Source organism: Umbribacter vaginalis (assembly GCA_001552935.1).
Classification (GTDB): domain Bacteria; phylum Actinomycetota; class Coriobacteriia; order Coriobacteriales; family Eggerthellaceae; genus Berryella; species Berryella vaginalis.
The window spans coordinates 60,263-76,993 of the sequence record KQ959713.1 but is presented as its reverse complement, the minus strand read 5'-3'; the positions used below and the strand labels follow the sequence as shown (position 1 = coordinate 76,993).

Here is a 16,731-nt window from a genome sequence, read left to right as displayed (position 1 = left end):
ATTGGCGTGTACAAGTATGGTAAACTGCTCGAGCAATTCTTCGGCTTGGTCGGAAACCAAGCCTCGATAAAGGAGACTATATGAAACCCGGAATTCATCCCGAATATGTGGAATGCACGGTAACGTGTAGCTGTGGAAATACATTTAAAACGCATGCTACCAAGCCTGAAATTCGCGTTGAAATTTGCAATGCGTGCCATCCGTTCTATACTGGTCAGCAAAAATTTGTTGATACGGGCGGACGCGTACAGCGCTTTGCGAATAAATTTGGTTCTGCAAGTGCATCGGTTGCTGAGCGTGAAGAAAAACGTAAAGCAGAGCGTGCACAAGCTGCTCTTGCTGCAGAAGAAAAGCGCAAGGCCGAGCGTGCTGCAAAAGCTGCTGAAAAAGAAAAGCGTGCTCAGGAATATGCTGCTCGCGCTGAAAAAGAAGCAAAGGAAGCTGCAGAAGCTGCTGCGAAAGAAGCTGCTGAAAAAGAAGCTGCTGAAAAAGAAGCTGCTGGCGCTGAAGTTGCCAGCGAGAATACTGCTGAAGAAAATGACGAGAAAAGCGCTGATGCAAGCGCATCTGAAAAGGCTGAATAGCGCATTATCTTCTTTGACACTTTCTTGATGTAAGCGTCATAACAGTGTTGGAACGGTAAGTCGGTGTAATGAGTGTACATGCTCGTTACACCGATTTTTTTGTAGGTGGATTTTCATGCACGGCATCCCTTAAGGTGCTAAGTGCCGTTGTCGCTGGTGACAAGCCGAATCAGGCGGGGAGCGGTGCAATGCGCAGGGAGTGTGCTGCTTCGTGCAAATGGCGCAGGCAAGCCGAAACGCGCACATAACAAGCCGAAACGTGCACATGATAAGCTGCATCGTGCGCGTAACGTGCCTCGCCGTGTTATGACTGCGCAGGAAAAGACGATGTATCCCAACTTATGTGCGCCCATTGCACATCGCGTTTTTCACGCGTCCGCAGTGCCTGCGGCGTGTCTTCGCATTGGTGTGGGTTCGCAACAATTTCGCTATCCACCCATACGTGCAAGCGCTGTATCGCACGTGCAAGCGCCTGCGCATCAACGAAGTTTTTCAAGCTGCCAACGACCAAGCGTTCATAGAATTCGTGCGCTTCATCAAGCGTGTCGAAATAGTCGTGTCTACCTGCGGGAATATAGCGTACTTCAGGAGTAAATCCGTAGCCTGCTAGAATCATGAACGCATAGTAGAAATCGCGTCCAACAACCATAGGAAGCTGCAGCATTTCCATTAAGCGCCTGTCAATGCGCGGCGACACTTCACGCGCAAGCGTTATACACGCGCGGCGCCGTGCCACCATACTCAAACGCAGGATGCTTTTGCCTAAATCGCTTGTTGCAATTGAGCGCGACGCAACAGCAACGTCTACCATGTTTGGCTGAAAACCCGCATCACTCCACACATCTTCCCAGCTTAGTTGCATAATATGTACCGATCCTGTATGGGTGGTATGCGCTTTGTTTGCTTCCTGTGTTATTAACGCACATGTCGTTTGTGCATGCGAATCGATAAACGTTCGGGCTGATTGTGCATGCGAAAAGGCAATATGGTGCATATGCAATGATTGCTCCATGACAGAAAGCATACCGCGTGAAAAATCTGCCGCCAATACATCAACACCCATTTGTGCCAGCGGCAACGCAAGAACGCCTGTTCCGCAACCCATATCAAACACCGTGTCGCTCGCTTGAATGTCGGAGTATGCAATAAACGTGCTTGCGTAGGCGCTATGCGTGCCATGCGCTGTAGGAAAACTGGCTGCACGTGCATCCCATGCACTGCTATCATCAGGTGAATTACGCGTTTTTTGGATGCGTTTCCATTCATCATTCCAGTTGATATTTAACAACAGAGGTATGCATGCGTCGTCGAGTATGTTACAGTATTTTACCAGTTGATCGTAGGTAATATGGTGTGCTTGTTGGTTGGTATCAGCATGGCGCGCGCTTGAACAAACAGACTTTGGCGCTTCAGATGTGTTCATGAGTATGGCCCCTTGTTCTTTTTCGTGTTCTTCCCCTCAAGGTATAATATGACACATTTATAGTGTATCATGAGTGCGTATACACACCCTGTTTTTTTGGATGTAGCCCACTATAATCCCAGTTTGTAAAGCAATTATGATTATGAGTGTATCGTTTATGAAAACGCATTTATGTTCATGTTTATATACTCAAATATACAAGAAGGGTGCTAGAATACATCAGTAATGCACATCAGTACTGCATGACAGTTATCGACAGCAAAGGAGCATCATGAACGTCGAATTACTCTATCATACGCCTAATCCCGAACGCGCAATTGCGTGTGCAGCACATTTATGTTACGCATCGGTAGGGGCTGCCGATTTACTTGAAACCATGGAAGAAGAAAAAATACATCGCGTTTTGAGTGTTATTTTGAAGCGCAAACATTATTCAACGCTCGAGCATGTGTGCTATACGTTTGCTATTGAGGGCATTTCGCGTGCATGCTCGCATGAGTTAGTGCGTCATCGTATTGCAAGCTATTCACAACAATCTCAGCGTTACGTGAAATTTAAAGATGCAGTTCCAACTGTTAAGCCAGAATCGATTGCGAACAATCCAGTGTTTTCTGAGCGTTATGATCATCTCCTTCAGCAAGTAAGCGATTTGTATAAAGAAATGATTGAAGCTGATATTCCCTGTGAAGATGCTCGTTTTGTACTTACTAACGCCACCGAAACAAAAATTGTTGTAACAATGAATATTCGTTCGCTGTTTAATTTCTTCTCGCTGCGCTGCGATAAATGCGCACAATGGGAAATTCGACAGCTTGCTAATACGATGTTCGATTTAGTAGAACCAACTGCACCTTTTATTTTTTCGCATGCAAAGAGAAGCTATGAAGACTAAGCATGGTGTATGTGTTGTAGTCAACGCCGCATTTTATGCGCATAATGGTATTACTAACGGGTTGTGCGAGGCTTGATGCGTTGTATGACGCCTGATAGCATGGCACCAAGGAGAGGATTTCCCACATGAAGCTTGTGGTAACCGAGAAAAATGATGCTGCTGAAAAAATTGCTCGCCTATTAAGTTCCAGTGCGCCAAAAAAAGACAAAGTATTTTCTACTCCTGTGTATCGTTTTGAGCATCAAGGTGAAGAGTGGGTTACTATTGGCTTGCGCGGTCATATTTTAGAGCCGAACTTTACCGAGCAGCTTACGTATACAAAAAAAGCAGGTTGGTCAGGTGTTGATGCTTCGGGAAACCATCTCAGCGTAACGCTTCCTAAAACGCTTCCAGTACCTCCTTTTAATACGCGCCGCAAACCTTTTATGCCTGATGGTATTGATCTTAAAACGTGGAAAATGGATGCTCTACCGTATTTGGTATATGCACCTATCGAAAAGCTTCCCAAAGAAAAAGATATTATTCGCTCGCTTAAAAACCTTGCAAAAAAGTGTTCATCAGTTATTATCGCAACCGACTTTGATCGCGAAGGCGAGCTTATTGGAGCCGATGCGCTTTCTTGCATTTACGATGTTGCTCCTAACGTTCCTGTTCAAAGGGCGCGTTATTCGTCATTTACGAAAGCAGAAATTGAAGAGTCGTTTTCTCATTTGGTAGAGCTTGATAATAATTTGGCAGCGGCAGGCGCATCGCGCCAAGACATCGATCTTATTTGGGGCGCCGTGTTAACGCGTTACTTGACGCTTGTAAAATTTGCTGGTTATGGCAACGTGCGCTCATCAGGACGCGTGCAAACGCCCACGCTTGCGCTTATTGTTGCAAAAGAGCGTGAGCGCATGGCATTTGTTCCTGAAGATTATTGGGTTATTCAGGGTGAATTTGGAGAAGAGAACAGCACTGATGCATTTAGCTCCACTCATGCGACTGCTCGATTTAAGCAGCTAGAGGCGGCACAGGCTGCGATGCAGGCACTTGAAGGCGCTACGCACGGTCGGGTTGCTTGCGTCACGCGCAAGAAGCGTACGGTTGCGCCACCTGCGCCGTTTAATACAACAAGCTTGATGGCAGCAGCATCCGCAGAGGGTATTTCTCCTGCTCGATGCATGCGTCTTGCTGAAAGTTTATACATGGATGGCTATATCTCGTATCCGCGTGTTGACAATACGGTATACCCCTCAACGCTTAATTTAAAAGATACGGTGCGTGCTATAGCTAAAAACCCAGCTTACACGCCATTTTGTGAACAGTTGTTGAAGCAGCCGAAGCTGAGTGCTACGCGCGGCAAGCAGCAAACAACCGATCATCCGCCTATTTATCCAACAGCGTTAGCAACACCCGAGATGATTGATGCGCCGCGTTATAAATTGTATAACTTAATTGCGCGTCGCTTTTTAGCAACACTTAGTTCACCAGCGGTTATTGAAGGTACTAAGGTAGACTTAACAGTAAACGATCAGTCTTTTGTTGCAAAAGGTGACGTGTTACGTGTGCCAGGATTTCGCGAAATTTATCCCTTTGGGCTTAAGCGTGATGAGCAATTGCCTGCGCTTCACGAAGGCGATACAGTTGTGTTTCGAGGAGCAACCTGCACACACAAGCAAACGGAACCTCCTGCGCGCTATTCGCAAGGTCGCTTAATTCAGGAAATGGAAAAGCTTGGCTTGGGAACAAAGTCAACGCGTCATTCCATTATCGAGCGTTTATATAACGTGAAATATATTGTGAACGACCCGATTGAGCCTTGTTCGTTGGGGATAGCGGTATGTGATGCTCTCGATAAATATGCGCCTCATATCACGCATCCTGAAATGACATCGCAGCTTGAAGAAGAGATGAATTCGATTGCAACCGGTGCAAGTACAAAACAAAATGTGGTGAGCGATTCGCGCAGCTTGCTTGCCGATCAGCTTGAAGCGTTGTTGCCACACGTAGAAGAAGTAAAAGAAGCACTTGCTGATGCTGTTGCTGCTTATGCGTATGTTGGAAAATGTCCAAAATGTGGTAAAGATTTGCAAATTCGCGCATCGCAAAAAACGCGTTCTATGTTTATTGGATGTGCGGGCTGGCCTGATTGCGATGTAACATATCCGCTACCCAGTGGCAAAATTGAAGCGGTTGACGAACTGTGTCCGGCATGCGGCATGCCGCAAGTAAAAGTTACGGCATTTCGCACTAAGCCACGCATTATGTGTATTGACCCCGCGTGTGCATCAAATAAAGAGCCCGATGTGGTAGTAGGCGAATGTCCTGTGTGTAAAGAGCAGGGAAAACACGCTAAGCTTATTGCTCAGCGCAATCCACGTACCTTGAAGCGTTTTATTCGCTGTGAAAATTATGATGATTGCCAAACGGGATATCCGCTTCCGCAATATGGTGCTATTACTGCTACTGATGAAGTGTGTGAGCATTGCGGCGCACCGCTGGTGATTGTTACAACAACACGCGGGCCGTGGAAATTGTGCCCGAATTTTTCATGTCCGAGTAAAGAAACAGAGGAAGCAAGCATCAAAAAACGCACGTCAAGCTCGCGTAAGTCAGCGCGCTCGCAAGCAAGTAAAACTGGAAAAGCAGGAAAAGTAACAGCAACCAAAGCGAGCAAGACTGCAAAAACAACAACAGCTAAGGCGGGTAAAGTAGCAAAAACAACAAGCAGAAAGAAGTAAGCATGAACCTTGAAGAGCGTAACAAAAAAGCACTTGAACTGCACAAACAATGGCAGGGAAAAATTTCAACCGAACCGAAAATGACGCTTCAATCGCGTGACGACTTAGCGAATGCATACACGCCTGGCGTTGCAGCTGCGTGTATGGAAATCGCGCATGACACCGCGCGCGTTTACGACTACACGCTCAAAGCAAACACTATTGCGGTTGTAAGTGATGGAAGTGCGGTATTGGGCTTGGGCAACATTGGACCTGAAGCCGCAATGCCTGTTATGGAGGGAAAAGCTGCACTCTTTAAGGCATTTGGTGGCGTAAATGCATTCCCTATCTGCCTTGATACGCAAGATGTTGACGAAATTGTCCATACAGTTGAGTTGTTAGCGCCAACCTTTGGTGGTGTTAACTTGGAAGATATTTCAGCACCGCGCTGCTTTGAAATTGAGCAAAAACTTAAAGAGCGCTTGAATATTCCTGTGTTTCATGATGACCAGCATGGAACGGCTGTTGTAGTGCTGTGTGGCATTATCAACGCGCTGCGCATTACTAAAAAGCAAGCTGCAGCGTGCCGTGTTGTGATTAATGGCGCAGGTGCTGCGGGTGTTGCTATTGCAAAACTACTGGTGCAGTTCGGCATTTCGGATGTTATCGTATGCGATTCACGCGGCATTGTTTCCTCGAAAAGCGCGCGTTTAACACCTATTAAGCAGCAGCTTCTTACGTATACGAATAAGGAAGACAAGCAAGGATCGCTCAGTGATGCGCTTGTGGGAGCCGATATTTTCATTGGTGTGTCTGTTGCAGGTGCGCTGAGTGCCGACATGGTAAAAAGCATGAACAGCGATGCCATTATTTTTGCAATTGCTAATCCTGTTCCTGAAATTTATCCTGATGAAGCTCTTGCTGCTGGCGCACGTATTGCAGCAACAGGTCGTTCCGATTTCCCGAATCAAATTAACAACGTTATCGCGTTCCCGGGAATTTTTAAGGGCGCGCTTGAAGCGCATGTTGCGCGCATCACCGACGAGATGCTTTTAAAGGCGGCGCATGCACTTGCAAACTTAGTGTCTGATCAGGAATTATGCGAAACGTTTATCATGCCTGACCCCTTCGATAAGCGCTGTGCAGAAGCGGTTGCGCAGGCAGTTAAGGAATGCGCGATAGCGTAAGTGCAGCGCGTGTAAGAAATGAGCAGTCGGTGGCACATAAGCAGCCTATGAGTGGAGCGAATCCGTACACTAAACATCTTGTCATTACCAAGGAGCGAATAGCGCATGTTGTTGCGGACGCTATTCCTGCGTTAGCGTGCTCGCTTCCGCATGATATTGTGTGCGCTCTTGAGAGTGCTTATCAGCGTGAACAGCAAGAAAACGCATCGTCACGCGCCGCATTTGCGCTTGATGTGCTGATGAAAAACGCTCACGTTGCCGCTGATGAAGCACGTCCTTTGTGTCAAGATACTGGTTCTGTGTGGGTGTGCTTGGAAGTCGGTCCCAATGTGTGCGTGCAGGGGGATGTGTTTAGCCTGGTAAACGAAGAAGTTGCCCGTGCGTACATCACGCATAAGCTACGCTGTTCTCTCGTGCGCAATGCCTTGTTTGATCGCACGAATACCGGCAATAACACGCCCGCATTTTGCGAGATGCATGCTTGCGATGCGCCTGGCGCACGCGTTCACATCATGCTGAAAGGCGGCGGCTCTGATAACGCCAGTCGCATTGTAATGTTGCCTCCCAGCGCAGGTAAACAGGGCATTATCGATGAAATTTTACGCTGCGTGCACGAAAAAGCCGCCAACGCATGTCCGCCCTTGCTGGTGGGTATTGGCGTTGGAGCTACGTTTGACAAAGTGGCGCATCTTGCAAAAATGGCGCTTATGCGTCCGCTGGATGTTCCTGCGCGCGATTCCGAAACGCAGGCTTTTGAGCAAGAACTTTTGGATGCTATCAACGCTACGGGTATAGGTGCTGCGGCGCTTGGTGGCAAAACAACTGCGCTTGGTGTTCGTGTGGAAACGGCGCCGTGTCATATTGCTGCGCTTCCTCTAGCGATTAACATGGGCTGTTGTGCTATGAGGCGGGCAAGCTATGAGCTCTAAGTGTCTTTCGCTTCCTTTATCGCGTGCCGATGCGTGTTCGCTCGTAGCAGGTGAGGCGTGTTTGCTTACCGGCGTGATGTACGTGTTGCGCGATGCAGGTCATGCGCTGTTGCTAAAGGAAATTGACGCGCACGAAGGACGCTTGCCGTATAATCTTTCAGGTGAAGCGATCTTTTATGCAGGCCCAACACCCGAGCGCGATGATAGTCCTTTTGGCGCTATTGGTCCTACGACAGCTTCCCGCATGGATTTTGCCGCCCCACGCTTATACGATTGCGGCATTCGCGCTACCATTGGCAAGGGACTTCGCAGCGAAGCTGTTTGCGATGCGTGCGTGCGCAACAAGGCAGTTTATTTTGTAACGGTCGGAGGCGCTGCCGCCTATCTGGCGCAATGCATCACCTCTGCGCAGGTAGTAGCTTATGACCACTTAGGATGTGAAGCGCTGCGCCGCATTCACGTGCAAAATTTTCCTGTATTTGTGGGTATTGACACCTGTGGACGTGACATTTATTCCTACAATGGAAAGGACGCCGAATAGAGCACCGAATAGGACGCTATGTTGCGTTACTAGTGCACCAAAGGAGCATGCGTGAACACGTTTGATACGAAACCGAATACGAAATTGAATATGAAACCGAATATGAAACCGAATGCCAGTGAGCTCGCTAATCAGCTGCGTACCCAGTCCGCTCAGCCGACTGCTTGTCAGTCATGTGCCAGTGTTTTGAGCACCAGTGATTCGCACACCAGTGCTTCGAGTGCATGTGCTTCAAACCAAGGTATTAAGCAGGGAGTTTTCATAAGTTTTGAGGGTTGTGATAAAGCAGGTAAATCAACCCATATTAAGCACATATCAGCAGCACTTGAGCAGCATGGCTATAAGGTAGTATACGTGCAAGAACCGGGCTCTACGCAGTTAGGAGCACACATTCGCGAAATTGTGAAAACGTGCAGCGAGCCTTTAAGTGCCAAAGCAGAGTTAATGTTGTTTTTAGCGGCGCGCGCACAGCTGGTGGATACTGTTATTCGTCCTGCTCTTACACAGGGTTGTGTTGTATTAGCCGATAGGTTTATGGATTCAAGCGTTGCGTATCAAGGCTATGGTAGAGGGCTTGATCCTGCGTTTATCGAGCGCTGTAATGCGTTTGTGTGCGATGAGTGTGTTCCTGACAAAACAATTTTGCTTATTCCTGAGGGAAATCCTCATGAGAAGTTTGCCAACGAGCTGGTAAATAACGAACACGATCGCATGGAGCGGGAAGGGGTGGAGTTTCAGCAGGCAACACTTGCAGGCTATCATCATATTGCACAGCAGTATCCGCAGCGAATAGCGATTGTGCATACTGCCTCCAGCAAAGAGTGCACGTTCAAGCGCGTTTGTGAAGCGCTTTCAGGGCTATTTCCTTGTTTGCATCATGAGGAGCTCTGTTAGGAATGACAGCGGATATTCCACGGGTATTTCAGGAACTTCCTGCAAACGATGTCCCTGTTCAAACCTTGGTTTCTATGCTTGCAAGTACGCGCGTTGCGCATGCTGTGTTATGTGTTGGACCGCCCAGTTCACAAAGTGACCTTGTAGCGCAAGCACTTGCATGTGCGCTTGTGTGTCAGCACAACGGTTGCACAACGTGTGATAGCTGCTTGCAAGCGCGGCGACATATGCATCCTGATATTCATGAATACTGGCCTGGTGGTACGAATGGGTATCTTATCGATCAAGCACAGGAAATTATCCGTGATGCGGCGGTTATGCCGTTGTGCGCGCCGTATAAAGTTTATGTGCTTCACGATGCCGATAAACTTACCGCTTCAAGTGCGAATGCCCTGCTTAAAACATTGGAAGAAGCGCCATCGCGCGTTGTGTTCATTCTTACGACATCAAAACGCTTCAATGTGCTTGAAACTATTGTGTCACGTTGCGTTGTGTGCAATTTTGCAGCTTTGCCATCTGCTGATGTGTGTACGTATCTTGAACATTATGCTAAAACGTCGAACGCAACTTCCCGCGCATCATCTGCAAACACCCAAAATGATGGTACTGCAACGCACATGCAACGTGTTACTATGATGAACAGTCCCAATGCTGTTGCATCGAGCACCCAACGTGCCATAGTCGAAAACACACATCACGTTGATCTGACGAACACGCAGCTTATTCAGTCATATCTTGCATCGTGTGGTGGTAGCATTGTTCAATGTAAGCAACTCATGGCGTCTGCGTTGTTGCAACAGTTGCGCTTAGCGTGTTTTGAAGCGTGTTTAACGCTTTTACAAGCTGACGAGTGGCAAGCGCTTTGTTGTGCGCAGTCGCTGTGCGACATAATTGAGCAGTGTGTTCAAGAAGAACAACAGCATGCCTTGCATCATTTAGAGGAAACTCGTGAATTTTTAAGCAATAAAGCAGTGCAGAAGCTTGAATTAACACTCAAAAGGGAAAACGTCATATATAATTTAAGTAGGTATTTGTTTTGTATCGATGTGCTAGAAGCGCTTATTACCAATGTGCTTGAATGTATGTTTGCTACATCACATGCCGTAACATTACATGATCAACGTGCGCTTATTGAGAGGCTTGCTTCTTGTATATCCGAGAAGCAAGGGGTGCATATGTTGGAGTGTTTGCAAACGTATCGTTATCGCCTTACGCGCAACTGCATTCCATCGGTTTGTTTAAAAGCGCTGTTTATAGAGTTAAGAGAGGACCTTTATGGTTCGTGTAGCCCCTGTTAGGTTGGCATATAACCCAAAAACCTTATGGTTTGATGCGGGTGATTTATCGCTTGAAGTTGGCGATTCTGTTATCGTTAAAACAGTGCGCGGCGAAGAGTTTGGAGCTGTTCACATGCCTGTTTTCGAACCAAGCGAGGAACAGTTACGTGCTCTTAAAAGCCCGCTTAAACCTGTCGTGCGTGTAGCGAGCGATGAAGATGTGTTGCGCTCGGCTGAGTTGGACGATAAGGCTCGCAAAGCGCTTCCTGAATTCAAAAAACTTGCAGCAGAAACGATTAAAGAGATGAAGCCTGTTGCTGTTGAGTTTTTATTCGATGGCGATCGAGCAATTTTTTACTTTGAGTCGGAAGAACGCCTCGATTTTCGCGAGCTTATTCCAAAATTGTACGGGCGCTTTCATGTGCGTGTCGATTTAGTGCAAATTGGCGTACGTGATCAGGCACGTATTGTAGGCGGACTTGCCCATTGCGGGCAAGAGCTATGCTGTAAGCGTTTGGGTGGCGAGTTTAACCCTGTTTCTATTCGTATGGCAAAAGATCAAGGCTTATCGCTCAATCAGCCAAAAATTACGGGCGCCTGTGGGCGTTTAATGTGTTGTTTACGCTATGAAGTTGAAGCGTATAAGGAAGTGTACGCTCGTGCTCCAAAGATGAATGCACCTATTGAAACGCCTGATGGAACAGCATATATTAATGACATAAACGTACTGCGTGAGATGGTGTCGCTTAAAATTGAAGAAGGACGCTTAGTGCAAGTGCCTTTGAGTGATTTACGCACACAAAACGGCGAGAAGCGACCAAGCTATATTAAACGCGCCCAGTGGAATGAGGCTATTCGTCGTGCTGAAGAAGGCGATGAGTGGCATGTATCAACGGTAAGTTCAGTAAAAATTACCGATAATGAAACACAAGCTTTGCATTCTCGTGAAATGCGCCAGAAGTTTAATGACACCTATGATGCGCGTGCAAGCCAGCGTGCGAGCGCTGTGGCATCTAACGAAACGCGTGAAGGAAGCGCTCGGGAGGCATCGTCGCATGGGCGTAAAGCGCGTGGTGAACAGGATGAACGCGCAGCACGTCGCGCGCGGGGTACGCAGGAGGAACGCCGTTCGCGCCGCAGCCGTGACATGGGCAGCAGCCGCGATGGACAGCAAGCGTCTTCTTCGCGCACGCCGCGCACCGAAAGCGCGCGTTTTCATGCGCGTTCACGTGAGGATGCGCAAACAAACACGTTTGACGCTTCGCAGGAAGAACAGCAGCTTTCCGCGACGCATCGTAAGCGCCGTATACGCAGCGCTCGCGTGAGAACCGATGCGCCCGCACCCAGCGCCGATGTCACGACGCAGCAAGCAGCACCGGTTCATCGCCGTTCGCGCCGCCGTTCGCACGAGCTGTAGAGCACCCCGTTTTCGCACGTGGAAAGTCAGTAACGAACAAACATGTGTTCACGCAACAAGGGAGACATCAATGGAATTCAGTGAAACATTGTCGACCGATTTGTACCAGCTTACGATGGCGCAAGGTTATTTTGAACATCGTATTCACGAAACACAAGCGTGCTTCCATATGTATTTTCGCGATTATCCGTTTAAAGGCGGCTACGCAATTGCGTGTGGTATGGAGCAACTTGCCCAGCTTATCGAGCATTTTCACTGGAGTGCACGTGATATTGATTATTTGAAGAGCATACCATCGCACAGTGGTGGAGCACTCTTTCATGATGATTTCTTGCACTTCTTACAAACACATGAATTGACGCTTGATATTGATGCAGTTGCAGAGGGCAGCGTTGTTTTTCCTGATGAGCCTTTGGTTCGTGTAACTGGATCGCTTGTCGATTGTCAGCTTGTAGAAACGGCGCTTTTGAACTGTGTGAACTTTAATACGCTTATTGCAACAAAGGCAGCACGTGTGTGTTTAGCAGCGCAAACGCCCGTTGCTGAGTTTGGTTTGCGACGCGCTCAGGGCCCTGTTGGCGGGCTGTGGGCTTCGCGAGCCGCCATTGTAGGCGGTTGCACTTCAACATCAAATGTCTTCGCAGGAAGCATGTATGGTGTTCCTGTTTCGGGAACGCACGCTCATTCATGGGTGATGTCGTTTCCAACAGAGCTCGATGCATTTCGGGCATATGCACAAAGTTATCCTCATGATTGCGTGTTGCTTGTTGATACATATGAGGTTGAACAGGGAATACGAAACGCTATCATCGTTGGTTTAGAGATGAAACAGCGCGGAGAACATTTAATAGGCATTCGTATTGATTCTGGCGATTTAGCGTGGCTTGCAAAACGCGCACGAACCCTGCTTGACCAGGCGGGCTTACACGATACAGGCGTGTTTCTTTCAAACGATTTAGATGAATACTCAATAAGTTCTATTCGCGCTGAAGGAGCATGTGTAGCTGGTTGGGGTGTTGGTACCCGTTTAGCGTGTGCGTTTGATCAGCCTACTTTGGGTGGCGTGTACAAATTAAGCGCAACGCGCGCATCTAACCAGCAAGCGTGGCACGATCACGTAAAAATTACCGGAAGTGCGCAAAAGCTTACTATTCCGGGCGTGCTTGATGTGCGTCGTTATATTGATGCTGATGGACGCCTTGCAGGGGACATGATTTTTGACATTTATAAAGCTGTTAATGAAGACGAAATTATCATTGATCCGCACGATCATTTGCGCAGAAAGCGCTTGCATGGCATGCGCTATACTACCTTGCTTAAGCCTCTTGCGCGTAAAGGATCGATTGTTTTAGCAGACGAGCTTCGTGATGTGCATGCTGCTCAGCAGCGCACGAAGGCTTCACTTGAACAGCTTGATGAAACACAGAAGCGTATGTTAAATCCGCATACCTACCCTGTTGGGTTAGAAAAGGGTATTTTTGAAAGTCGTAGCGCATTGGTAGCTCATTTGTTAGGTTACGAATAGGTGCACGTTACGTGTGCAAATCGCTCTTTAGTGGAATGAAAGCGTGATGTTTGGTATAGTAGATGAACTTTAACCAAAGGAGATTGTATGATTCGCATCGTCACCGATTCAGTTGCAGGTTTGCCTGCTCAATTTGCGCGCGAACACGATATTCAAGTGGTTTCTTTATTTGTTAATTATCATGGCCAGGAATTTGTCGAAAATGAAATGAACATCGATGAATTTTATGGCAATATAAGCCAGATGATTCATGATATTCCCACATCGTCGCAGCCATCACAAGAACAATTCATGCGCATTTTTACCGATATTGCGCAAGCTGGCGACGAGTTGTTGGGTGTGTTTGTCAGTTCTGGCTTGTCAGGAACGTATGAAGGCGCGCTGCGTGCTGCGCGTGAAGTAAACGCTTCCCATGCAAACTTTAAATATGCGCTGGTTGATTCTACGTCGTGTTCATACGATGAATCGTGGCCGCTCTTGCGCGGTGTTGCAGCGCGTGATGCTGGTGCAAGTTTGGAGATCTGTGCTCAGGAAGTGGTATCAGGTATTCAGTCGACACGCTTTTTGTTTGTTCCCGATTCACTTACGTTTCTGCATAAAGGTGGGCGCATTGGGAACGCAGCAGCGTTCTTTGGCGGGCTGGTGAAAATTACACCTGTTCTTACTGTAAAAGATGGACTTGCGCATGTATGTGCCAAAGTGCGTACGCGCAACAAAGCAATGACAACTATGTTTTCACATTTCAAAAACGATGTTGATGCGTATGGTATTCGCAACGTCATGGTGCACTATATTGGCGATAAAAATCCTGCAATACAGTGGGCACATGATGTTGTTGAACCATTTTTAAATAAGACAGTGCAAGTGACTCCTGTAAGCCCTGTTGTGGGAGTACATGTAGGCCCTGCGGTTGGTATTGCATACGAATGCATTGAAAAACTGCACGATAAAGTAACAAAACCAAGTTCGTCACTTATTTGCAGCGCGTAAGCGTTTGTACACAAGCTACAAGTAAGCGTGCACGCCTCAGCACAGTTTTATTTACCTGGTGGTATGGGAGTTATCATGAAATCACATAGTGCTTGCAATTTAATTATCGACTCATGTTGCGATTTACCAGCAGAAGTTGTAGCTGGTGAAGGTATTGACGTTATTGAGTTTCCCTACATTAGTAGCAAAGGTGAAAGCAAAGACGATTTTTTCCAGAGTATTTCTGCACATGATTTTTATGAAGCGATGCGTAAAGGCGAGCAGCCATCAACGGCGCAAGTGCCCGTACCGGTGTTTAAGGAAGTGTTTACACGCGCGCTTGAGAGCGGTATTCCAACGGTGTATCTTAGCTTCACAAGCGGATTATCAGGCAGTTTTGATACCGCTTGCTTAGTGGCTGACGCCTTGCGTAAACAGTATCCTCATGGTGAATTATATCTGGTAGATACAACACTTGCCTCTATTGCGCAAGGTTTGCTTACCTACGAGGCAATTCGGCAACGTGCGCGCGGTTTGAGCGCTGTTGAACTGGTCGAGTGGGTAAACGAGGCAAAATATTTTATTAACGAAATGTTTATGGTTGACGATTTAGACGCTCTTAAACGCGGTGGACGCATTCCTGCGTCTGTTGCTTTTGCAGGAAGCAAGCTTGACGTAAAACCAATGCTTGATATTGCACTTGATGGAACACTTTCGCTGGTTGGTGTTGCACGCGGACGCAAAAAAGGCATTCGACAGATGGCCGATTTTTATAAGAAGCGCATTGAACAAGTTCACAATGAACGTCATCGCGTGCTTATTGGACATTCTGATTGTCCGAAAGATGTTGAACGCTTAAAAGATGAGTTGCGCAAAATAGATGACGAACTTGCATTTCTGGAATGCAATATCGGGCCTGTCATTGGCTCGCATGTAGGTCCTGGTATGCTTGCTCTTGTGTTTTGGGGCGTTGACAGCCGTGAAAATCTTTCCATCTCTGAACGTATTGCTCATAAAATAAAGCGCCAGTAAGATGGATAGAGACGCGTCTATAACGAGTGTTGAGTGGCTACGTCACGTGGTTTGTGCAGCTCTTGTAGTGCGTACTAGGCATTTGTTTGGTGCCGTTCGAGCGCTGTTGGTAGCATGTGCTCCTTGTACTGCCTGTATGTCCGATGAAGTGTAGTTACTATGTTTCATGCGCCAGAATTAAACTCTTGTACCTTATGTCCTCGTGCGTGTGGTGCTGCGCGTAATAAAGGCACCATTGGCTTTTGTGGTGCAGGAGAATCGTTGCGCCTTGCTCGTGCAGAGTTGCATTTTTGGGAAGAGCCGCCCTTGTCAGGCGCCAGTGGGAGCGGTTGCATTTTTTTCTCGGGATGCCCCTTGCGCTGTTGCTATTGTCAAAACGCCTCTATTGCACTTGCGCAATCAGGTATTGAAGTTTCAACCGATCGTTTAAGTGCTATTTTTCATGAACTTGAACAAAAAGGTGCTCTGAATATTAATTGCGTCACGGGAACGCCTTATATTCCTCATGTGGTATATGCCCTCAACTGCGCTCGTGAAAAGGGATTTTCACTGCCTGTTGTGTGGAATACTTCAAGCTATGAAACTATTGATTCGCTTGATATGCTTGCTGGTAGTGTTGATGTTTTTCTTGCCGATTTCAAGTATGCTCAGGAAGAACTTGCACGCAATTACTCGCGCGCTGCTGAGTATCCGCGCATTGCACTGCGTGCAATTAAGCGCATGGCAGCGCAGGTAGGAGAAATGACTTACGATACGTACCATCAGCAAACACGAATGACAAAAGGTGTTATCGTGCGTCACTTATTGCTGCCTGGACATCTTGATGATTCGTGTAAGGCTGTGCGCTTGTTGTGGGATACGTTTGGAAACTCGATTGCGTATTCATTTATGAATCAATATACGTCGGTGCTTAAAAGCAGTGCTGAACATCACAACGCGCGTGCATGCGCCGTTTTGCAGAAATATCCCGAGTTAGCGCAGCGTGTTCCTGCAGCTGATTATGAGCGTCTATTGAATTTTGCTGATGATTTAGGCATTGAAGATTATTTTTGGCAAGAAGGCGATCCTGTCAGCGAAAGTTTTATTCCTGCGTTTGACGGAACTGGTGTTTTGAGCGCAGAGCAAGCACGTGACAGCGAACGCGCATGACAGTGAACGTGCGCGAAAGTGAAAGCGCATGAAAGTGAACGCGCATGAAGCGTCTTAATGGTGGCGATGAGCAATTGTATAAACGATACTAAGAAATGCGTGTGATTAAAAAAGAAAGTGGTGCCAGCAGCAGGAATCGAACCCGCAACCTACTGATTACAAATCAGTTGCTCTACCGTTGAGCCATGCTGGCGCACACAACTTTGATAT

At 47.3% G+C, this 16,731-nt stretch carries 14 protein-coding genes and 1 tRNA gene; 13 read left to right on the top strand and 2 right to left on the bottom strand.

Annotated features, from left to right (window positions below):
- The first annotated feature begins 80 nt into the window (after positions 1-80).
- Positions 81-584 (top strand): 50S ribosomal protein L31, encoded by a 504-nt coding sequence (gene rpmE / locus HMPREF3190_RS06505; protein WP_066781508.1) that lies wholly within the window; start codon positions 81-83, stop codon positions 582-584.
- Between the two features lie 304 nt (positions 585-888).
- Here the strand turns inward: rpmE and HMPREF3190_RS06495 are convergent, their stop codons facing one another.
- Entirely contained in the window at positions 889-2,007 is a 1,119-nt protein-coding gene (locus HMPREF3190_RS06495) for a class I SAM-dependent methyltransferase (RefSeq protein ID WP_066781504.1), read from the bottom strand.
- A 271-nt stretch (positions 2,008-2,278) separates the two neighbouring features.
- Between HMPREF3190_RS06495 and thyX the strand changes: the two genes are divergently transcribed.
- The 12 genes from thyX to HMPREF3190_RS06435 all read left to right on the top strand — a co-directional run bounded on the left by thyX (position 2,279) and on the right by HMPREF3190_RS06435 (position 16,521).
- Positions 2,279-2,899 (top strand): FAD-dependent thymidylate synthase, encoded by a 621-nt coding sequence (gene thyX / locus HMPREF3190_RS06490; RefSeq protein WP_156425753.1) that lies wholly within the window; start codon positions 2,279-2,281, stop codon positions 2,897-2,899.
- A 125-nt stretch (positions 2,900-3,024) separates the two neighbouring features.
- Entirely contained in the window at positions 3,025-5,622 is a 2,598-nt protein-coding gene (locus HMPREF3190_RS06485; RefSeq protein ID WP_066781501.1) for a DNA topoisomerase I, read from the top strand.
- A 2-nt stretch (positions 5,623-5,624) separates the two neighbouring features.
- Positions 5,625-6,788: an NAD(P)-dependent malic enzyme gene (locus HMPREF3190_RS06480; RefSeq protein ID WP_066781499.1), complete on the top strand. Its 1,164-nt coding sequence runs from the start codon at positions 5,625-5,627 to the stop codon at positions 6,786-6,788.
- A gap of 47 nt (positions 6,789-6,835) precedes the next feature.
- Positions 6,836-7,717: a fumarate hydratase gene (locus tag HMPREF3190_RS06475; RefSeq protein WP_066781741.1), complete on the top strand. Its 882-nt coding sequence runs from the start codon at positions 6,836-6,838 to the stop codon at positions 7,715-7,717.
- Positions 7,707-8,258, top strand: coding sequence for a fumarate hydratase C-terminal domain-containing protein (locus HMPREF3190_RS06470; RefSeq protein ID WP_066781497.1), 552 nt, complete (start codon positions 7,707-7,709; stop codon positions 8,256-8,258). Before HMPREF3190_RS06475 ends, HMPREF3190_RS06470 begins: the two co-directional genes overlap by 11 nt.
- 51 nt (positions 8,259-8,309) lie before the next feature.
- Positions 8,310-9,152 (top strand): dTMP kinase, encoded by an 843-nt coding sequence (gene tmk, locus HMPREF3190_RS06465; RefSeq protein ID WP_066781495.1) that lies wholly within the window; start codon positions 8,310-8,312, stop codon positions 9,150-9,152.
- Between the two features lie 2 nt (positions 9,153-9,154).
- Positions 9,155-10,450 (top strand): DNA polymerase III subunit, encoded by a 1,296-nt coding sequence (locus HMPREF3190_RS06460; protein ID WP_066781493.1) that lies wholly within the window; start codon positions 9,155-9,157, stop codon positions 10,448-10,450.
- Positions 10,428-11,846, top strand: a complete 1,419-nt coding sequence (locus tag HMPREF3190_RS06455) for a PSP1 domain-containing protein (RefSeq protein ID WP_066781491.1) — start codon at positions 10,428-10,430, stop codon at positions 11,844-11,846. The genes HMPREF3190_RS06460 and HMPREF3190_RS06455 overlap by 23 nt, the downstream gene beginning before the upstream one ends.
- Before the next feature lie 70 nt (positions 11,847-11,916).
- The gene (locus HMPREF3190_RS06450) at positions 11,917-13,371 is read left to right on the top strand and encodes a nicotinate phosphoribosyltransferase (RefSeq protein ID WP_066781490.1); all 1,455 of its coding nucleotides are present in this window, start codon (positions 11,917-11,919) and stop codon (positions 13,369-13,371) included.
- Positions 13,372-13,458: 87 nt separating this feature from the next.
- Complete coding sequence (locus HMPREF3190_RS06445) at positions 13,459-14,361, top strand: DegV family protein (RefSeq protein ID WP_066781489.1); 903 nt, start codon at positions 13,459-13,461, stop codon at positions 14,359-14,361.
- Between the two features lie 75 nt (positions 14,362-14,436).
- Positions 14,437-15,372 (top strand): DegV family protein, encoded by a 936-nt coding sequence (locus HMPREF3190_RS06440; RefSeq protein WP_066781488.1) that lies wholly within the window; start codon positions 14,437-14,439, stop codon positions 15,370-15,372.
- A 159-nt stretch (positions 15,373-15,531) separates the two neighbouring features.
- Positions 15,532-16,521, top strand: coding sequence for a radical SAM protein (locus tag HMPREF3190_RS06435; RefSeq protein ID WP_066781486.1), 990 nt, complete (start codon positions 15,532-15,534; stop codon positions 16,519-16,521).
- 118 nt (positions 16,522-16,639) lie between these two features.
- Here HMPREF3190_RS06435 and HMPREF3190_RS06430 read toward each other — a convergent pair.
- Positions 16,640-16,714 (bottom strand) — tRNA-Thr (locus HMPREF3190_RS06430).
- Between the last annotated feature and the right edge of the window lie 17 nt (positions 16,715-16,731).